Below are 15,985 nucleotides of genomic sequence, written 5' to 3' on the forward strand. Positions count from 1 at the left end.
GGCTTTTTAAAATATGTTAAACGAACTAAAAACCATTTCTTATTTCCATTGGCTGGACTGGGCGGTCTTTTTTGCCGTGCTCTCCGCCACCGTGGCCGCCGCGGTATACGGCATCCGCAGGTTAAATAAAAAGCAAGCGGCTAAACCCGCCGGCGCGCTGGACTATTTGTTAATGGGACGGCAACTTACGCTCCCGCTGTTTGTGGCTACCTTGGTTGCCACTTGGTACGGCGGAATTTTCGGCGTGAACGAAATTACATTTAACTACGGCATTTATAACTTTGTTACGCAAGGGGCGTTTTGGTATATTTCTTACTTAATTTTCGCCTTTTTTATTACCGATAAAATCGCCCGCTTTAAATCCGTTACCTTGCCCGATTTAACGGGCCAAATGTTCGGCCCCAAATCCGCCAAAGTGGCCGCTGTATTTACCTTTTTTTATATTACCCCGGTGGCGTATGTGCTTAGTTTAGGGATGTTTTTGCATATGGTGTTTGGCATTGGCGTACTGCCCGGTATGGTGCTGGGGACGCTTTTTACAGGGCTTTACAGCGCGTGGGGCGGGTTCCGCTCGGTGGTGTTTTCCGACTTGGTGCAATTTTTTGTAATGTGTAGCGCGGTGCTGCTGGTGGTGCTGTTTTCCGTAGGAACCTTTGGCGGCCTTTCCTTTTTAAAGGCTAATTTGCCCGCCTCGCACTTTACCCTTACCGGGGGCAATTCGTGGCTCAACACGCTTATTTGGGGTTTTATCGCGCTCTCTACGCTTATTGACCCCAGCTTTTACCAACGCTGCTTTGCAGCCAAAAGTCCGGCCGTTGTTAAAAAGGGCATTTTGATTTCCACCTTTATTTGGTTCTGCTTTGACTTATGCACCACGGCGGGCTCTTTATATGCGCGGGCCGTTTTGCCGCAGGCCGAACCGGGGCAGGCGTATTTCTTTTACGCTATCCAGTTACTGCCCGTGGGCTTAAAGGGTTTTTTTGTGGCCGGGATTTTGTCCATCATCCTTTCCACGTTAAACTCCTTTTTATTCATCGCCTCTAATACATTAAGTTTTGACCTGCTGCGCTTCCGCGTTAAAAACATTGTGCTCTCCAACCGCGTGGCTATTTTTTTGGTGGGGGCCTTGGCTATTTTTATGGCGCATATTTTCCACGGCAGTTTTAAGGAAATTTGGCTTGTGTTGGGCTCGTACTTTTCCGCCTGTTTATTGGTGCCGATTTTAATGGGATATTTGTATCCGGGCCGGATTAGCGACCGTTTGTTTGTAGCGTCCTCACTTACCAGCGCGGCCACGATGACGGCTTGGCGTTTTATCCCCAAGCACGAAGTTTTAGAAGCCTTGGACCCGTTTTACATTGGAATTTTGACGGGACTTATCATCCTGCTGATTTTCCGCCAAAGAGGAGGAACGCCCATTGCGCGCATTACTTATCGGTAACGGGGAAACCCAAGAAGCCGCCTTTTTACAACACCTTGCCAAACAGGCCGATTTGATTTTGGCCGCTGACGGTGGGGCCGACAGGGCCTTGTCCGCCGGGGTCCGCCCGGACGTGATTATCGGGGATTTGGATTCGGTTTCCCCCCAAGCCAAAAGTTTGGTTCCAGCGAAGAAATTAATTTTTGTAAATAACCAGAATAACACGGATTTGGAAAAAGCGCTTGATTATCTGTCCGAGCACGGATGCACACAATGCACGTTGACGGGGTTTGTCGGCGGGCGGTGGGATTTTACATTTGGGAATTTTTTATCGGTTTACCCGTATTTGGATAAAATGGATATTTGCGTGGCGGGCAAGGGCTGGAAGATTTGGCCACTGACGCACTCCGTTAAAAAGGCAGTCCGCACGGGGGCACGCGTGAGCCTTATTCCGGCCGCAGACTGCCAAAACGTAACCCTAAAAGGGCTTACTTACCCCTTAGAACACGCCAATTTATCTTTGGGACGGACGGGCCAAACATTAAGCAATGTGGCCAAACAGCCGGAAATAGAAATCACCTTTGACAAAGGCTTTTTACTACTCTACATAGAGGATTAAAAAACGCGCTCACAAGAGCGCGTTTTTTACTTTATTTTTTTGTATAACTTATCTGCGGCCTTTATTTCGTTTCGGGCCATTTCCAAATATTTCTTTGCTTCGTCCGTCTGCCCCAGCGCGGCTAAAACCGCCCCATAGTGGTAGGCAATTTCCGCATTAGCGGACATTGTTTCCTCATCAATAGAAACCAGCAAATCACGCGCTTGGTCCAGTTTATTTTGCTTAAAATAAATCCAAGCCATCGTGTCCATAAACGAAGCATCCTGCGGGCTCACCGCCAGCGCACGCGCCGCATAGGCAGACGCCTCATCCAAGCGCACACCGCGCTCGGCCAGCGAATACGCATACAAATTAAGCGCCGCCGCATTTTGCGGGTTTTCCCCTATCAGCATTTCCAACTGTTCTTCCAACGCCTTATACTTTTTAAGTCCGTCCAACGCGTAGGCGTATTGCAAACGCGCTTCCGCGTACGAAGAATTGGTATCCAGCACCTGCGACAAGACACGCGCGGCTTTTTTATATTGGGCATTATCGTTTAAGGCCACGCCGTAAAAATAGCCGACCTCTACATTGCCCGGAAATTTTTGATAGGCCTGCGCCAAGGTATTTAAACTTTCCTGCGGTTGGTTCAAGCGTTGCAAGTAAAAACTGACCTGAACCCATTTGGAAGCGTTTTCGTTATAGTCCGCCGCATCCCGCACATACGAAGCAGCGCGGGCATAATCACCCTTTTGCTCGGCAAGCAACGCCAAAAAGTACGAGGTGGGCACGTCCCCGTTATCGTCGGCCTTGGCCTTTAAAAAGTACGCTTCGGCCTTGGGCAAATCCTTTACCAGCAAAAAGACGGAGCCCATCCGGGAATAAGTAGCCGCCGAACCGTAGCCGATTTTTTCCAACTCTTCCAGTTCGTGCAGCATTAAAAAATATTGGGAGGTTTTTTCGTACACTTCCGCCCGGCCCAACATTGCCGCCGGGTCCTTGGGCGACACGGCAAGGGCCTTATCGTAATACGCCAAGGCCTGCTGGTACTGCTTACTGCGCCCGTAAATGTTTCCGGCCGTGGTGTAAATATCCGCCGCCAATGCCGGGTATTTTTCAGCCAGTTCCAACAGTTTGCTGGCCGCCTGCATACTGCCCAAAGAAGATAAAAGCGAAGCGTATTGGTACAACACCTGCGCATTTTCCGGCGCAAGGGCGAGGGCTCTCTCGTAGGCTTTTTCGGCCTCGTCCACTTGTCCCAATTTCCACTGATACGCCCCGTAAACCGTCCAATCCTCGGGGTCCGTGGTGTCCGCCGGAACGAAATCATCATACGGCTTGGCCAGTTCGGGCTTGCCGTCGGCCAACGCCTGCGCCACTAAAAGTCGCTTGATGTAAGCGGAATCCGGCGACAGTTTTAGGGCTTGCTCCAACAAAGCAAATGTGGCGGAATCATTGGCCCGCTGGGCATAAACGGCCTTTAAAAAGGCATTTATTTGGCGCACCTCTTGGCGGCTTTCGTCCGTAAGCGGCAGCGCAAACGCGGGCGAAAACGACAAGCACAAAAGCAATACTAAAAATTTCTTCATAATTCCGTCCCCATAATGAGAGCATCATCGGTATCGTTATAAAATTTTTCCCGCCGGCCCGTTTCTTTCAGCCCCGCCTTCTGGTAGAGCGAAATGGCCGGGAGGTTGTGTACATTTACTTCCAGCGTAACCGTCTGCCCGCCCTTGGCGCGCACCTCGGCAAGTGCCCGGGAAAGAAGCAAAAAGCCTATCCCCCGCCGGCAAGATTGCGGCCATACGGCCAAATTTAAAATCTCGCAAAATCCCGCCGCCAGCCGCAGAGCCAAAAAGCCTACAATTTCGCCGTTTTCCTCCGCGCACCACACCTGTGCAAACGGGTGGATGATTTCGCCCGCCAAGCCTTTTTCGCCCCAATGCGCACTCATCGGCTGGGCCGCTTCTATCTGCGCCAACCGGGGAGCGTCTAACGCTACGGCAGGGCGTAACTTCATTTGGGTTGCACCAGTTCAAAACGGGCGGGCTTTAAATAAAGCGGTTCCAGCGCGTTTTGGCTCCAAGCGTCCTCTTGCGCCATTTCCAGCAAGGTGGCCGGGCGGACAAAACAGTCCTTTTCCGCGGCAAAAGTATAGTGCGGGCCCACCAGTCCGGCAAGGGGCTGGCCGTCTTTATCGCTTCCCGCCAAGAAAAGCGGTTTGCCATAACCGGACAAACGGCTTAATAATTCCTCGCGGGACAACCAAGCCGGGCCCTTTTGCTCGCCGTCAAAAATCTGTAAAAAATATTCCTCTCTAAACGCGTGCAATACAACCGCCAGCGCACCCTGCGGGTTTTCCTTTTGCCAAGCGGCAAAAGCGCGGGACGTTTCGGCCTGACGGCGGAGCACCTCAAACATAGTCGCGCCGCGCACCTGCGTTTTATTTAAAAATTGCATCATAGAAGCAAACGTAAGCGAAATGCGAATCCCGGTAAAACGCCCCGGACCGCGGATGATAAAAATACGGCCGATGTCTTCCATTTGCGCCCCGGCCTTATGAAGCAAGGCTTCCAGCGCGGGGAAGAGTAATTTTTCCTGCTTGACGCCTTTTCTGCGCACGGAAAAAATTTTACCGTCCTTTTGCGCCGTCAGCAGCAAGGGGGAGCCGGACGTGTCCATACCCAAGGTTAATTTTTCGCTGCTTTGCATAATGCCTCCAACAACGCGTCCGACACGCGGCCGAAAGACTGCAATTTAATCACGCGTTCGTCGCCTTCTTTTAAAATAAAATCCATTTCTAATCTGTCCGCCGGCAACATATGGCGAATCGGGTCCGGCCACTCGGCCAAAATAATGGCTTTTTCGTCCTCTAACATTTCTTCAAAGCCGAGATTGAACACTTCGCCCTCTTCCAAGCGGAATAAATCAATATGGAACAAGCGGTGTTTTTTATTTTTGTATTCCTTCATCAAACTGAAACTGGCGCTGGTCGGCGAACTTTTAAGCCCCAAGGCCGCCGCCACCCCCTTTACAAACACCGTTTTGCCCGCGCCGATAGGCCCGCGCAAAAAGACAATTTCCCCGCCTTTAAGCGCAGAGGAAAACCGCTCGGCAAGCGCCAAGGTTTGCGCGCGGGAGTGAGTTGCAATTTCCGCTGTTTTCATTATTTCACCGTCTTAATACAAATTTCACGGCCGTCCACTTCGCGGCGGTCCAGGTTTACGGGGTCCAAGACTTCCTGCCCGTCCACCGAAAACACATACTTATATTCTCCCCCCGTCAACGCGACGGAGGTTTCAAAATAGCCTTTACGGTACGGTTTTAACACGATAGGGTCCTTGCCCCAGCGGTTAAAATCCGCCAACAGTTCCACCTTTTGCGCACCGGGGGCCGTCAAATAAAATTTGCGGTATTTCACCTCGGTATCGTACGGCTGGCGCACAGGTTTTGCGCTTGCGAGCAGGCTTTCTTTATTAAGCGGCGCCACCGAAGCGGAACTTTCAATCGTATCGGCGGCGTAGTCATAGTAATCCTCCGACACGGTAAAAAACCAAGTCAGCACGATTGCTATCAAAATTAAAAACAGCACGAAAAGCGCACCCGGCTTTTTAATCTTGGGCATCCAAAAAACTCCTTAAATAAAAAACGGCCCCGTCGGCCTCGGCCACCTTTTTAACGGCTTGGGCATCCGCCCCGGTTTTATCCACGCAACTGGCGACCAAACGGTCAAAATGCGCCGCCGCGCACAGGCGGATAAATTCGCGCACGGCCTCATAGCCGTCTTCAAACCCGGGCGCCGGACGGACAATTTTGCGCCAGACAGTTTCGTTTTCGGCATTCAAACTGACGTTTACGATATCCACCACGCGGCGCAATTCGGGCACGATGTTTTTATGGTTAATTAAATTACCCAATCCGTTTGTATTCAAACGGATTTTAAAGGGCGGAAATTTGGCCTGGGCAATCCAGCCTTTGAGCGTTTGCGCCACAAACAAAAGTATATCTAAGCGCATTGTCGGCTCGCCGTAACCGCAGAAGACCACCTCTTTAAACGGGGCGGCTTTAAGTTCCTTTTCCAAGGCGCAGACCACTTCGTTAGCGGTGGGCTCGCCGGATGATAAATTCAAATTGTTGCCGTGAAAATCCATATGCCACTTGGTTTTGATGCAAAAGGCGCACAAGTTGGGGCAGCGGTTTGTTAAGTTGATATATACGCCGTCCCCAAAGCGGTACACGATTTTAGGCGTAGGTTGTTGTTCCATATAATACCTCTTATAGGTATTATACCAATTTGGCCGGGAGCCCGCCGGGCATAAAACAGGCTAGGCAAGGGGCGCGGAAAATTAATAAAATAAAAGAAATGGAGAGGTGGCCGAGCGGTTTAAGGCACTAGTCTTGAAAACTGGCGTGGAGCAATCCACCGAGGGTTCGAATCCCTCCCTCTCCGTGCTCTAGTGTAAATTAATTAGATATAATCCACGATGAACTTTTTTCTCGTCGTGGATTTTTTATTTTACTTAAATCTTAAATGCTCGTTTTCCGTTTCCCCGTTTATTTCAAGAATTTCTTCCGCCCATGCTCAAAATTTCATTTTCGCAGTTCCGAAACTTAAAGGCTACCGCATGTTGGCAGTAGCCTTTTACCTAGAGCTGATACTGTATCTATTTATGTTGACTGGCCTGTTCAAATAACTGTTTAGCTGTTATCTCTCGTCCTTGTGTACCATCTAAAATACTAAGGATTACCTTGGCAGGTAAAAATCTAAGAGTCAAAATCTTTCTCATATACCTATCTGTCAGTTGATATTTCTCACATAGATCTTTAACTTGTTTCCCCTGCAGTATATCATGGCTAATATTGAATGCTTGGATGAGTAATTGAACCAAGGTTTTATTGGTGTTCTTTTCTATCCTTTCGCCTACAATGGCTTTGGCTCCGTTGTCTATGACTGCTATATGGTATTTAACATGGAACACAAGAGATGTTTTGAGTGATTCCTTAAACAGTTCTTTAATAGGTCTATTTTCGTAGAGTGAACGGATATATTCGCATAACTGCTCTTGATAGATGGTAAGTGTAATTTCTTCGGGCAATAAATACACTCGTCCTAGTAATATCCTTTGTGTCTCTTGGTCTATAGTTTTGTTTTGTATGCTGTTTAATATCTGCTTGGTGTCATTCACACTATAACTTTTTAATAAATTAGCAAACACCGATTTATCCTCTTTAAATTGCTTGTTAAACCACTTATCTATAAAGGTTTCTATCTCCAGTAGGGATATTTTACTCACTTTCCCTATTTTGTCGCTCTTGCACTTAATAACTGCCTGGCTAACGTAATATCGGTACTTCTTGCCTTTACTACCAGTACTCCAACAAGGGCTCATCCTATTCCCCTTATCATCATACAGTTTACCGCATAATAAACTCTTTTGTGGTTCATATCGTTGTCTATCAATTCTATGCTCCTGTAGGGTATCCTGCGCTTTATGAAATACCCCTATTTCAATAATTCCTTTGTGTTCACCCTTATACCATACCCCCTTGTGTGGTACTTCCCCTATATAAGCCCTATTTTGCAAAATGCGGTATAAATTCCCTACAGAAAGCGGTCTATCATGCTGGCTGTAGATATGTTGGCTATCTAAGTATTTTTTTAGCCGTTGTACACTTTTTAATTCGTTGTATTTATCAAATATAAGCTGTATTTTAGCCGACTGGGGTTCATCCGGATAAAGTTTCTTATCTTTGCGCTTATAACCCATAGGTGGGGTCCCTCCCATCCACATCCCCTTCTTCTTACTCGCTGCTATCTTATCCCTTAATCGTTCCCCTGTTATCTCCCGTTCAAATTGGGCAAAGGATAATAACATATTTAGGGTTAACCGCCCCATACTGCTACTCGTATTAAAATGTTGTGTAATAGACACAAAAGATGCGTTCCGTTCCTCTAATACATCTACTATCTTGCTAAAATCATGTAAACTACGGGTCAATCTGTCTATCTTATATACCACAATGATATCTATCAGCCCATCTGCTATATCTTTAAGTAAACGTTGTAAAGCCGGCCGATTTAAATTCCCACCAGAGTAACCCCCATCATCATATTCAGTTGGTACCAATTTCCAACCTTCATGCTTTTGACTTTTTATATATGCCTCACAGGCCTCCCTTTGGGCCTGTAAACTGTTAAATTGCAACTCTAAGCCCTCTTCTGTGGATTTGCGGGTATAGATCGCACAACGCAATATCTTATGTGCCTCGGACATATTTACTGCCTTCAAAGAACACTTTACCGTTCCAATGAGCTCCGGTAATTAGTTGGGCTATAGCCGAAAGACTCTTGTATATATCCCCTTTGTAAAGGAACCCCGCATCAACTACTAAAACCTCATATTTTGTCCCTTTATAGGAACGTATGAGTTTTGTACCTACTTTGAAATAGAGTTTTCGGTGGGGCTGATTAAAACCCTTTTGAGCCTGTTCTATGCGCTTTAACACATATTTGGGAGATATACCACTTTCTCGGGTTTGCTTATACCAAGCAATATACTTGTTAAGTAAAACCTTGCGTATAGTTGGAATAGGCAATTTTACATACCTATCCCATGCGCCTGTTATAGATGTTTCAAGATGACAAGCCATAACCTATTTCACCTTAAAGAATGCCGGGCCACTTACCGGATAACCGGTAATACATACAGCCACTGCCGTTAAACTCTTATACTCCTTGCCGGCATATAAAAACCCATCCTCTAATACCTTGACCTCAATATCGGCCCCTTTAAAGTGTCTTGTAAGTAGCTCTCCAGGGTGGAAGGGTAAATGTCCTTGACGGGTAGCTTTGCCGGCAGTAGGTTGTTCACTCTGAAGAACTAGAGCGAATTCTTTGGTTACTGCTGGGCTGGAAACTTGTAATGTCTTGACGGGTTTTCTTTGGACGGGTTTAGGTTGTTTCTTTACAACAGATTTTTTGGTTTGTTTTTTCATTTTGACTTCTCTGTATTTGTGATGTACGGGTTATTGCCCGTAACACATTACTGCTTACTATCGGGAGAGAAGTCAAGTCAATTAATTTAATAGTTCGATTCCTGTTGGGCGCACTTTTCAAAATATACCCGTTCTCCGTCGAGAGCGGTTTTTTTTCTTATACTTCCTCGTCGGTGTCTGCAAAAGCAAAAAAGTGTATATTCTTAGTGGACCCTTATGGTACACACTAGCTGAAAAACCCGATTTTGAGTATGAATTTCGAATGACTTGATAGAGTTAGTCGGATTCTTTTGACAGAAAGAATTTATATCGTTTTCATCAATACAATAAAACTAGTATCATATACTTAATAATAGCAGGAGTAACAAAGGTATGGAAATTACTATTCAGAAGCATCACGAGAAAACTTTCGAAGAAATTAAGAATCAAGCCCACTCATTTGAAGATGATTTGTTAGAGCGCAAAGAATTAGCAAATCACCTAGTACAAATTATTAAAAATATTAAATCGCCATTTGTATTTAATATTAATTCTCCGTATGGTACGGGTAAAACTTTTTTCTTAACTCGATTAAAGGTGTTGTTAGAGCAAGAAAAATGCACATCTGTGCTATATAATTCTTGGGAAACGGACTGGGCAAATGATCCTTTCGTAGCCATATTGGAAGAGATTACGGAAGAAATAAATCATCTCTTAAAATCTAAAAATTCATTAATAACAAAGACCGCCAAAGAAGCCTGGAAATTTATTCACCCAGCTTTTATAAGTTTAGGAAAGGAGCTCGCTAAACAATGTATTCCTGGAGCATCAATCATTGTTACTGTAACGGAAAAAGCGCTGGAGAGGAAGAACAAACGCAATACTCCAGCAGCGGCAACGCAATATCAAGCAATCAAGCAAGCCAAGGAGAATTTAAGGAGGGCGCTAGTAAAGTTTACATCTCAACTTGAAAAACCATTGGTAATTATCATTGATGAACTAGATCGTTGTCGACCCGATTATGCGGTTCGTACGTTAGAAGCTATAAAACATTTTTTTAATATTCCCAATATGGTATTCGTTTTGGCTATAGATAGAGAACAGATTGAAAGCGCCATTAGTGTTCTTTACGGAGAAAAGATAGAAAATCATTCCGCTGAGTATTTACGAAAATTTATTGATTACGACTTTTATTTGCCGCAACCAACACCAGAAAAATTTATTAACATGTTGATGACCATCCACATTGCTGATCTTGTGCTTCCCTTTTGTCAAGTGTCTCCAACATCTTTTAGTGTACCGTTGCATACCAATTTGAAACTTCGAGAAGGAAGTCCAATATATCAACAAATTATGAGATATATGCTTTATCTTTTGATAATCTTTTCACAATATTTTCAGTTTTCTTTAAGAACTCAAGAGCAATTAATTTTACGTCTTCGAGTATTCATATCGTCTCTTGATATTAAAACCAATATATTTATTCCGGAATTAGCAATATGGTTGGTAGCACTTTACCTATTTGATCAGAAATCTTTTCTTACATTTAAAAAACATAAGATGTCCGAGTCATTTTTGTTGAAATCCGTTGTTTCTAGTGATGAAAAATTTCGAAGATTTATTGCTGAACAACGTCTCGATATAGGGGCAATATTGCGAATTCTCGAGTCAAAACAAAATGATTTTTTAACAGAACCTTTAACGGCGTATTTAGATAAACTATTACGTCAAGATAGAGATGGAGCATTTGAAGAATCTCTGCAGAGAGAAGCAACTAACTACTTAGAGATAGCTTCGTTAATCTAATCTTTTGTACAAAAGCCAAAGGAGAGAAATATGGCACATGTGTTTATTGTAAATGAACAAACATTTAAACTGCATTTGGAATATCAATTTGCAGGGACAGGCGCTTCTGATATATCAACTGATTTTATTTTTGACAATTCGATTAAGATAAACACTCAAAATGAGAAAAGGTCGGTGTTAATGATGGCAGATGTTTTGAGAATTCGCAAAGGAGATAAAATTATATTTTTTGTTACTGGTATTTCCAAATTTTATGGGGTTTTCGAAGCTGCAAGTGATTTCTTCTTAGATCCCAATGATCACAAGAATTATTTAGGTCAAAAACTTGGAAAAATTTTAACCTATCGATTGTTAATTAAACCCTATAAGGTTTATGAAAAAGGATTGTCTGAATTTGATGCATTGGATTCATTACAAGGGGTAAAATATCCTGACGAAATCTGTTGGTCACTAATTTATCGAAAACTTGATGGAAATCGAGGGTGCACAATGATTACCGATCAGGAATATGCTATCTTATTTAAAAAACTACAAAAAAACAACCAATTATTACAGTCGAAAAAATATACTTATGACGATTCGAAGAAAAAAATTATTCCCAGTACTCACCGTGTGATGTATAAGAAAAAACCTCTTAATATAGATGTTCAATTGGAATCTAATATGCTCTATAAGTATCAAAATAAAAAAGCATTTGAGCATTATCTTGAATTTTGGATAATACGAATCTTAAAAAGCAAACAATTCAATCAAATATTACCTAGTTCAAGTCCTGTTTCTTGGATAGGGAATGAAGTAATGTGTAGCTTTGGAAAACGTCGCATTGACATAATTGCGCTCCAAGAACAGAAAAAAGAAATAAATATCTCTTTAATCGAATTGAAAGATGAACAAGTAGACAAAACAGTTACTGAACAATTAAAGGGCTATCTTCGTTGGATCATAGAGTATATGTTACCTATTTATTTGCGAAAGGGGTATAAAGCCAACATTTGGCCTATAATAGTTTCCGATGGAATTTCGAAAGCCCTCCCCAAAACAAAAGAAAAACTCTCAATGGTAGAAGGGAAAATAAAATCTTATGATTGGAGTTGCTATAATAGTCCCAGTATTAAAGTATCTCCGATAAAAATAATTCACTTCACCCCGCGTAAAAGCGGATTTCGTTTAACGGATATTTAATTTCAGGGGAACGATGTGCGACTCTAGTTTTTACAAACGCAGTAATGCATATACTCCGTAGTGTTAGAGGCCTTGTAATCGCGGTTTTTGTCGGCTTTGAAACGATTGTAGGTTTGGGTAAAGTATCCGTAAGTGCCCTTTTTCTCAAAGATTTCCTTAATGTCTGCAAGAGATAAGAGCCCCTCGTTGTTGTAGCTAAGGAAAATGTACTTTGTTTGGGCATTCTTAATCAGATCTGCAAAGGCCGCTTTAACCGTTGCCTTGGAACAGTAGGACGATTTTTGGGCTTTATAATCCCGCAAACCCGTTTTACCATAAATTTTTGGATTATCGTACTTGGCAATAGTTTCTAATAGATGATAATTACTCGCATACTGCCTCGTATTGTACGGTGGGTCCAAGTACAGAATGTCCGGATGAATCGTTTTGATTAGTTTATTGGCGTCCTGTTGGAAAACTTGGTGTTCTTGGCTATTAACAAACAAGTTAGCAGGGCGTAAAGCCAAAGGTTTTAAAGCGGATTGTTTAAGCTTTTTCAAGAAAGCCCCATAAACCGAAGCTGTATTCGCTGATTTGTCTGCGGACTCAATAAGGGATGCGAGCAAGAAATAATACTCATTTTCAGTAATTAGGCCTTTATTTCGCCAAGTTTCAATTTGTTGACGAACAGCATCGCATTTTTGGGCATTTTCTGCTGAAAAATAGTTCCTTATAAAGGATTTTTTGGCGGTCCCTTCTTCGGAATAGTTTTTATAAATAAATCCTTTTTTACCAGGAAGATTAGTTAGAAAATCACATACTGCTTGGGCACGGTCGCCGACTTTAACTTTCTTTAAAGTAGGCAAACTGGCACATAATTTTGAAAAAGTCAGCGGACGGTGGTTAGCAATATATTGTTTGTTTAAAACAAAACTATAATACTGCATATCATTAGCGATAACAGAATAGCCCTTTTTCTTGAAATAACGGCCCACGGCTCCTGTACCAGCAAACAAATCACAAAAAGTATGACAGTCCGGATCCACAACTTTGGCTATGGACTCGTCGATAAATTTTAGGAGTGATAATTTGCTTCCAATATAGTTCATAATCCGCGGTATCCTTCTTCCTAGATTTTAACATTTTAGCGGATGAAAGTGTACTTGTATTTTACTTTTCTTTTTGGAAGATTAAAATATATTCGTGTTTAAAAATATAGTAATCACTAGCAAGAGCCCGATAACGCCAAATGGTGTGCTGGGCCCGCTTTCCGCGATTGCCTTCCATATTCTTGACGATAATACTCTTGAGTTTTAGTTTCCTTCCTTGGGCGGCCAAAATTGAGTAAAAACCTAATGGCATCCACTCCCCTTTGGTATATTTGTCTCCAATTACGATAGCTAAGTAGCGTTTCGGTGGTAATAACGTCAATGAATTATCAATAACCTTGCAGAGCAATCTAAAAAAGTCTTGATAAGTCTTTTGATTAGATAAATCGGTTTTTTTGTTGCTGAATTTTACGATATCAAAGTATGGTGGATGTAAAATAACAAGCCCTACTTGCTTTTTAGGTAGTAGTTTACTAATTTTTTGGAAAACTTTCGGATCGGTAGAGTCACCGCAGAGACAATGAATGTTTTTGGAAGAGGATGCCTTCCCTTTCACATAATCCACCAGTTCCGGATTAAGTTCAATGCCGATACACCCTCTTTGTAGAGTTTCACACTCAAAAGCAGTTGTACCACTCCCTAAAAATGGGTCTAAAACAAAATCACCTTTCTTGGTGTATCTTTTAATGAGTTGACGTGGAACTTGAGGGATAAAATTTCCGTGGTAAAAGCCGCTATGTTTACCAGAATTATCCCTTTTGTCAAACAACCACAAAGAGTCGGTTTCTATATCGTCCAATTCTTTCCATTTTTTAAGGTCCAAATCATTAAAAGTAGGCATAGTTATTTACCTTTATTCAAAATTTTCAATACAGCATCTCTCCAAGCGTATGGATCGTTCCAAAAACATCCTTTACATCCATTTTCGTCTGTTTTGGATGTTCCAGCCCACTTTTTATTACCCTCAAACCAAAATTCAATACCAGGGAAATGCCCTCTAATTCCTTCCTTCACACACCGTTCACAAAAGCGTGATTTAAGCAGATTATTGGAACGGGTCAATAGAATGAATTTACCTTTCAACTCTGCATCTGATAATGTAGAATTATCGACCTCATCTTGCGCCCAGCGAATTTGAGGAAATTTGTGATCTACTTCTAGCTCACGTTCGCTTAATTTACGCAAGAACACAGCTTCTTCAAAGTTATATAGTTGTTTTACGCGTTTTGCGACTGAAGATGGAATACCAGAGCGTTGCTTTGTAATGGGCAAAATTTCCAAAGATTTTAATTTACGATGTATAGTCACAGCATTACAGTGGGGACAGTGAATTTTTTTGTAAAACTCGCCCTGCTCATTGGTATCTAATTGAATACCACGCTCTTGACGCCATACTTGCCAAGTTTTAGCTTGCCCTGATTTAAGTTCGCATTTCGTACAATGCCACTTTAAATCTTTCATTGTCTCAAAATCTTGATATTGCGTCGAACCAGGTTTGAAAGGATTAGCCATAAAAAGCCCCCAAATATAGATATCCAAAATTGTATCAAATCTATATGTGATTAGTAGGAATTTATCAGCTTGTTAGGAAATGCAAACCTTTATGAAAGAATATATCTTGCTACACACGTAACATTTCAACATGCGAATCTCTTTTTGACCAAGGGATCGTATTTATTTCGTAATTTCGAAGTGCATCAATTACTTGAGGGGACAATTCTTCTTCATTATCATTTGCTAGTATATAAGCATTTGCTTTATTTGGTCTAATATCTTTTGTATCTAACCATTCTACGATAAATAGGTCTGCTGAGTTTTTATTAAAGTTATTAACTACTTTCAAAATTCTTTCGTTAGCATTCTTTGATTTAGGAATAACAAAATCGAATTTTCTATCGAATCCAGATTTCCCTTTGAAAATAACATTTTCGGTACTTCGAATATCAGACATGTCCAACCAATTTTTTACATCCTCAAAAAACAAACTGGAAACATGTGCTTTTGCCAAGTAGAATAAATCATTGATTGCTAGTATCGACTGTATTAAGCAATGCTTTTTAATATGCAAAGTGTCAAAATTCGATCTGACAAATAAACAATTTTTATCATCTTTCTTTATTGCGAATCCGTTTAAGGTTAGATCTATAAGTTTACGTCTCTTGGGAGAGTCCAAAACACATCCAGAGCTGATTAAATCATTAATTGTATATCCATCATCAGACAAAATATATTCATCCCCTTCTTTTTTAAGATAGATCTGAATATAATCATTGTGGCGATCTAAAAATGGAGTAGTAATTTCGGTCCATTCCCCAAAATCTTTTAAAAAGGTTTTGTCTTGCAACCAGAAGTAGTACTTTTCTATTAATTTTTTTGCTGAATCCATTAAAACAATCCTCCATTTATCTGAGGAGTATTTTTTATATTGCAGTATTTCATGAAATCTATTAAAGTTTGAGCTATATCTGCTAGATTCGTAAATGTGTTTGGGACGGCAACCGCATATTTATCGGCATAATCTGCACTATAAATGTGTAGGTATGTGTTTCCTACTTCCGTTCCATCTGGATTTTGATGAGGCGCTGCATCTATATCTAAACGGACTAGTGGAACAACTTTTCGTGCTCTCATTTGATGCGTAACTTTGCTTAATTTAATAGTTCCTCTGAAACAGTCTAATACGAATTCCTCTCGTTTATTAAGAGAAAAGCAACCTAATGTGAGTTTCTCTCCAGCAATGGGCAACGTAATATTAGTCGTGTCGGTCAAAAATTTATCCATACCGATTAACTTGTCAGCTTCTTGTTGGGTTAAATTTATCTCAGCCATATTTTTATTGTATCAAATCCATATTGAATTTAGAAAAAATTCCTTTATCTTATATCACTTGACTTCTCTCCCCTATAAGAGCGTATA

18 protein-coding genes and 1 tRNA gene are annotated in these 15,985 nt (G+C 42.0%); 5 read left to right on the forward strand and 14 right to left on the reverse strand.

From position 1 onward, the window contains the following. Positions 1-13 precede the first annotated feature (13 nt). Positions 14-1,441 carry a sodium:solute symporter family protein gene (locus B2118_RS01095; protein WP_428052576.1) on the forward strand — a complete coding sequence of 476 codons (1,428 nt, stop codon included), beginning with the start codon at positions 14-16 and terminating at the stop codon, positions 1,439-1,441. Further along, a complete protein-coding gene (locus tag B2118_RS01100; protein ID WP_428052578.1) occupies positions 1,419-2,039 on the forward strand; it encodes a thiamine diphosphokinase in 621 nt (206 codons plus the stop codon). Before B2118_RS01095 ends, B2118_RS01100 begins: the two co-directional genes overlap by 23 nt. Before the next feature lie 26 nt (positions 2,040-2,065). On the opposite strand, the gene B2118_RS01105 is transcribed toward B2118_RS01100, so the two are convergent. From B2118_RS01105 to B2118_RS01130, 6 genes are read right to left on the reverse strand one after another with little or no spacing between them, the layout of a single operon-like run. Then, entirely contained in the window at positions 2,066-3,607 is a 1,542-nt protein-coding gene (locus B2118_RS01105; RefSeq protein WP_428052580.1) for a tetratricopeptide repeat protein, read from the reverse strand. After that, positions 3,604-4,038 (reverse strand): GNAT family N-acetyltransferase, encoded by a 435-nt coding sequence (locus B2118_RS01110; RefSeq protein ID WP_428052582.1) that lies wholly within the window; start codon positions 4,036-4,038, stop codon positions 3,604-3,606. Before B2118_RS01110 ends, B2118_RS01105 begins: the two co-directional genes overlap by 4 nt. Beyond that, on the reverse strand, positions 4,035-4,730 hold the full coding sequence (gene tsaB, locus B2118_RS01115; protein WP_428052584.1) for a tRNA (adenosine(37)-N6)-threonylcarbamoyltransferase complex dimerization subunit type 1 TsaB: 696 nt from the start codon (positions 4,728-4,730) through the stop codon (positions 4,035-4,037). The genes B2118_RS01110 and tsaB overlap by 4 nt, the downstream gene beginning before the upstream one ends. Then, entirely contained in the window at positions 4,709-5,185 is a 477-nt protein-coding gene (gene tsaE / locus B2118_RS01120) for a tRNA (adenosine(37)-N6)-threonylcarbamoyltransferase complex ATPase subunit type 1 TsaE (protein ID WP_428052586.1), read from the reverse strand. The genes tsaB and tsaE overlap by 22 nt, the downstream gene beginning before the upstream one ends. After that, positions 5,185-5,643, reverse strand: coding sequence for a hypothetical protein (locus tag B2118_RS01125; RefSeq protein ID WP_428052588.1), 459 nt, complete (start codon positions 5,641-5,643; stop codon positions 5,185-5,187). Before B2118_RS01125 ends, tsaE begins: the two co-directional genes overlap by 1 nt. Beyond that, the gene (locus B2118_RS01130; protein ID WP_428052590.1) at positions 5,630-6,283 is read right to left on the reverse strand and encodes a TatD family nuclease-associated radical SAM protein; all 654 of its coding nucleotides are present in this window, start codon (positions 6,281-6,283) and stop codon (positions 5,630-5,632) included. Before B2118_RS01130 ends, B2118_RS01125 begins: the two co-directional genes overlap by 14 nt. Positions 6,284-6,383: 100 nt before the next feature. On the opposite strand from B2118_RS01130, the gene B2118_RS01135 reads away from it, so the two are divergent. Further along, positions 6,384-6,468, forward strand: a tRNA-Ser gene (locus B2118_RS01135). A 214-nt stretch (positions 6,469-6,682) separates the two neighbouring features. On the opposite strand, the gene B2118_RS01140 is transcribed toward B2118_RS01135, so the two are convergent. From B2118_RS01140 to B2118_RS01150, 3 genes are read right to left on the reverse strand one after another with little or no spacing between them, the layout of a single operon-like run. Then, on the reverse strand, positions 6,683-8,293 hold the full coding sequence (locus tag B2118_RS01140) for a recombinase family protein (protein ID WP_428052592.1): 1,611 nt from the start codon (positions 8,291-8,293) through the stop codon (positions 6,683-6,685). Next, positions 8,277-8,669 (reverse strand): DUF2924 domain-containing protein, encoded by a 393-nt coding sequence (locus B2118_RS01145; RefSeq protein WP_428052594.1) that lies wholly within the window; start codon positions 8,667-8,669, stop codon positions 8,277-8,279. Before B2118_RS01145 ends, B2118_RS01140 begins: the two co-directional genes overlap by 17 nt. Positions 8,670-8,672: 3 nt before the next feature. Further along, complete coding sequence (locus tag B2118_RS01150) at positions 8,673-9,014, reverse strand: DUF2924 domain-containing protein (protein WP_428052596.1); 342 nt, start codon at positions 9,012-9,014, stop codon at positions 8,673-8,675. Positions 9,015-9,386: 372 nt separating this feature from the next. Here B2118_RS01150 and B2118_RS01155 point away from each other — a divergent pair, with 372 nt between their 5' ends. Together B2118_RS01155 and B2118_RS01160 are read left to right on the forward strand one after the other, a co-directional pair. Further along, positions 9,387-10,799, forward strand: a complete 1,413-nt coding sequence (locus tag B2118_RS01155) for a KAP family P-loop NTPase fold protein (RefSeq protein ID WP_428052598.1) — start codon at positions 9,387-9,389, stop codon at positions 10,797-10,799. Positions 10,800-10,829: 30 nt separating this feature from the next. Further along, positions 10,830-11,981 (forward strand): hypothetical protein, encoded by a 1,152-nt coding sequence (locus tag B2118_RS01160; protein WP_428052600.1) that lies wholly within the window; start codon positions 10,830-10,832, stop codon positions 11,979-11,981. 23 nt (positions 11,982-12,004) lie between these two features. Here the strand turns inward: B2118_RS01160 and B2118_RS01165 are convergent, their stop codons facing one another. The 5 genes from B2118_RS01165 to B2118_RS01185 form a co-directional block, all read right to left on the reverse strand. Then, the gene (locus tag B2118_RS01165) at positions 12,005-13,069 is read right to left on the reverse strand and encodes a DNA adenine methylase (RefSeq protein WP_428052602.1); all 1,065 of its coding nucleotides are present in this window, start codon (positions 13,067-13,069) and stop codon (positions 12,005-12,007) included. 61 nt (positions 13,070-13,130) lie between these two features. Continuing rightward, positions 13,131-13,910, reverse strand: a complete 780-nt coding sequence (locus tag B2118_RS01170) for a TRM11 family SAM-dependent methyltransferase (RefSeq protein WP_428052604.1) — start codon at positions 13,908-13,910, stop codon at positions 13,131-13,133. 2 nt (positions 13,911-13,912) lie between these two features. Beyond that, positions 13,913-14,581: a hypothetical protein gene (locus B2118_RS01175; RefSeq protein WP_428052605.1), complete on the reverse strand. Its 669-nt coding sequence runs from the start codon at positions 14,579-14,581 to the stop codon at positions 13,913-13,915. Between the two features lie 109 nt (positions 14,582-14,690). Continuing rightward, a complete protein-coding gene (locus B2118_RS01180) occupies positions 14,691-15,455 on the reverse strand; it encodes a DUF1829 domain-containing protein (RefSeq protein WP_428052607.1) in 765 nt (254 codons plus the stop codon). After that, positions 15,455-15,898, reverse strand: coding sequence for a DUF6978 family protein (locus B2118_RS01185; protein ID WP_428052609.1), 444 nt, complete (start codon positions 15,896-15,898; stop codon positions 15,455-15,457). The genes B2118_RS01180 and B2118_RS01185 overlap by 1 nt, the downstream gene beginning before the upstream one ends. Between the last annotated feature and the right edge of the window lie 87 nt (positions 15,899-15,985).

Source organism: Candidatus Avelusimicrobium stercoris (genome assembly GCF_002437085.1).
In the GTDB taxonomy this organism is placed as follows: Bacteria; Elusimicrobiota; Elusimicrobia; order Elusimicrobiales; family Elusimicrobiaceae; genus Avelusimicrobium; species Avelusimicrobium stercoris.

What these genes read in the sequence shown, in the direction of transcription:
- B2118_RS01095 (WP_428052576.1), top strand. Translation starts at nt 14, where the DNA reads ATGTTAAACGAACTAAAAACCATTTCTTATTTCCATTGGCTGGACTGG.
- B2118_RS01105 (WP_428052580.1), bottom strand. Translation starts at nt 3,607, where the DNA reads ATGAAGAAATTTTTAGTATTGCTTTTGTGCTTGTCGTTTTCGCCCGCG.
- B2118_RS01110 (WP_428052582.1), bottom strand. Translation starts at nt 4,038, where the DNA reads ATGAAGTTACGCCCTGCCGTAGCGTTAGACGCTCCCCGGTTGGCGCAG.
- tsaB (WP_428052584.1), bottom strand. Translation starts at nt 4,730, where the DNA reads ATGCAAAGCAGCGAAAAATTAACCTTGGGTATGGACACGTCCGGCTCC.
- tsaE (WP_428052586.1), bottom strand. Translation starts at nt 5,185, where the DNA reads ATGAAAACAGCGGAAATTGCAACTCACTCCCGCGCGCAAACCTTGGCG.
- B2118_RS01125 (WP_428052588.1), bottom strand. Translation starts at nt 5,643, where the DNA reads ATGCCCAAGATTAAAAAGCCGGGTGCGCTTTTCGTGCTGTTTTTAATT.
- B2118_RS01130 (WP_428052590.1), bottom strand. Translation starts at nt 6,283, where the DNA reads ATGGAACAACAACCTACGCCTAAAATCGTGTACCGCTTTGGGGACGGC.
- B2118_RS01140 (WP_428052592.1), bottom strand. Translation starts at nt 8,293, where the DNA reads ATGTCCGAGGCACATAAGATATTGCGTTGTGCGATCTATACCCGCAAA.
- B2118_RS01145 (WP_428052594.1), bottom strand. Translation starts at nt 8,669, where the DNA reads ATGGCTTGTCATCTTGAAACATCTATAACAGGCGCATGGGATAGGTAT.
- B2118_RS01150 (WP_428052596.1), bottom strand. Translation starts at nt 9,014, where the DNA reads ATGAAAAAACAAACCAAAAAATCTGTTGTAAAGAAACAACCTAAACCC.
- B2118_RS01155 (WP_428052598.1), top strand. Translation starts at nt 9,387, where the DNA reads ATGGAAATTACTATTCAGAAGCATCACGAGAAAACTTTCGAAGAAATT.
- B2118_RS01160 (WP_428052600.1), top strand. Translation starts at nt 10,830, where the DNA reads ATGGCACATGTGTTTATTGTAAATGAACAAACATTTAAACTGCATTTG.
- B2118_RS01165 (WP_428052602.1), bottom strand. Translation starts at nt 13,069, where the DNA reads ATGAACTATATTGGAAGCAAATTATCACTCCTAAAATTTATCGACGAG.
- B2118_RS01170 (WP_428052604.1), bottom strand. Translation starts at nt 13,910, where the DNA reads ATGCCTACTTTTAATGATTTGGACCTTAAAAAATGGAAAGAATTGGAC.
- B2118_RS01175 (WP_428052605.1), bottom strand. Translation starts at nt 14,581, where the DNA reads ATGGCTAATCCTTTCAAACCTGGTTCGACGCAATATCAAGATTTTGAG.
- B2118_RS01180 (WP_428052607.1), bottom strand. Translation starts at nt 15,455, where the DNA reads ATGGATTCAGCAAAAAAATTAATAGAAAAGTACTACTTCTGGTTGCAA.
- B2118_RS01185 (WP_428052609.1), bottom strand. Translation starts at nt 15,898, where the DNA reads ATGGCTGAGATAAATTTAACCCAACAAGAAGCTGACAAGTTAATCGGT.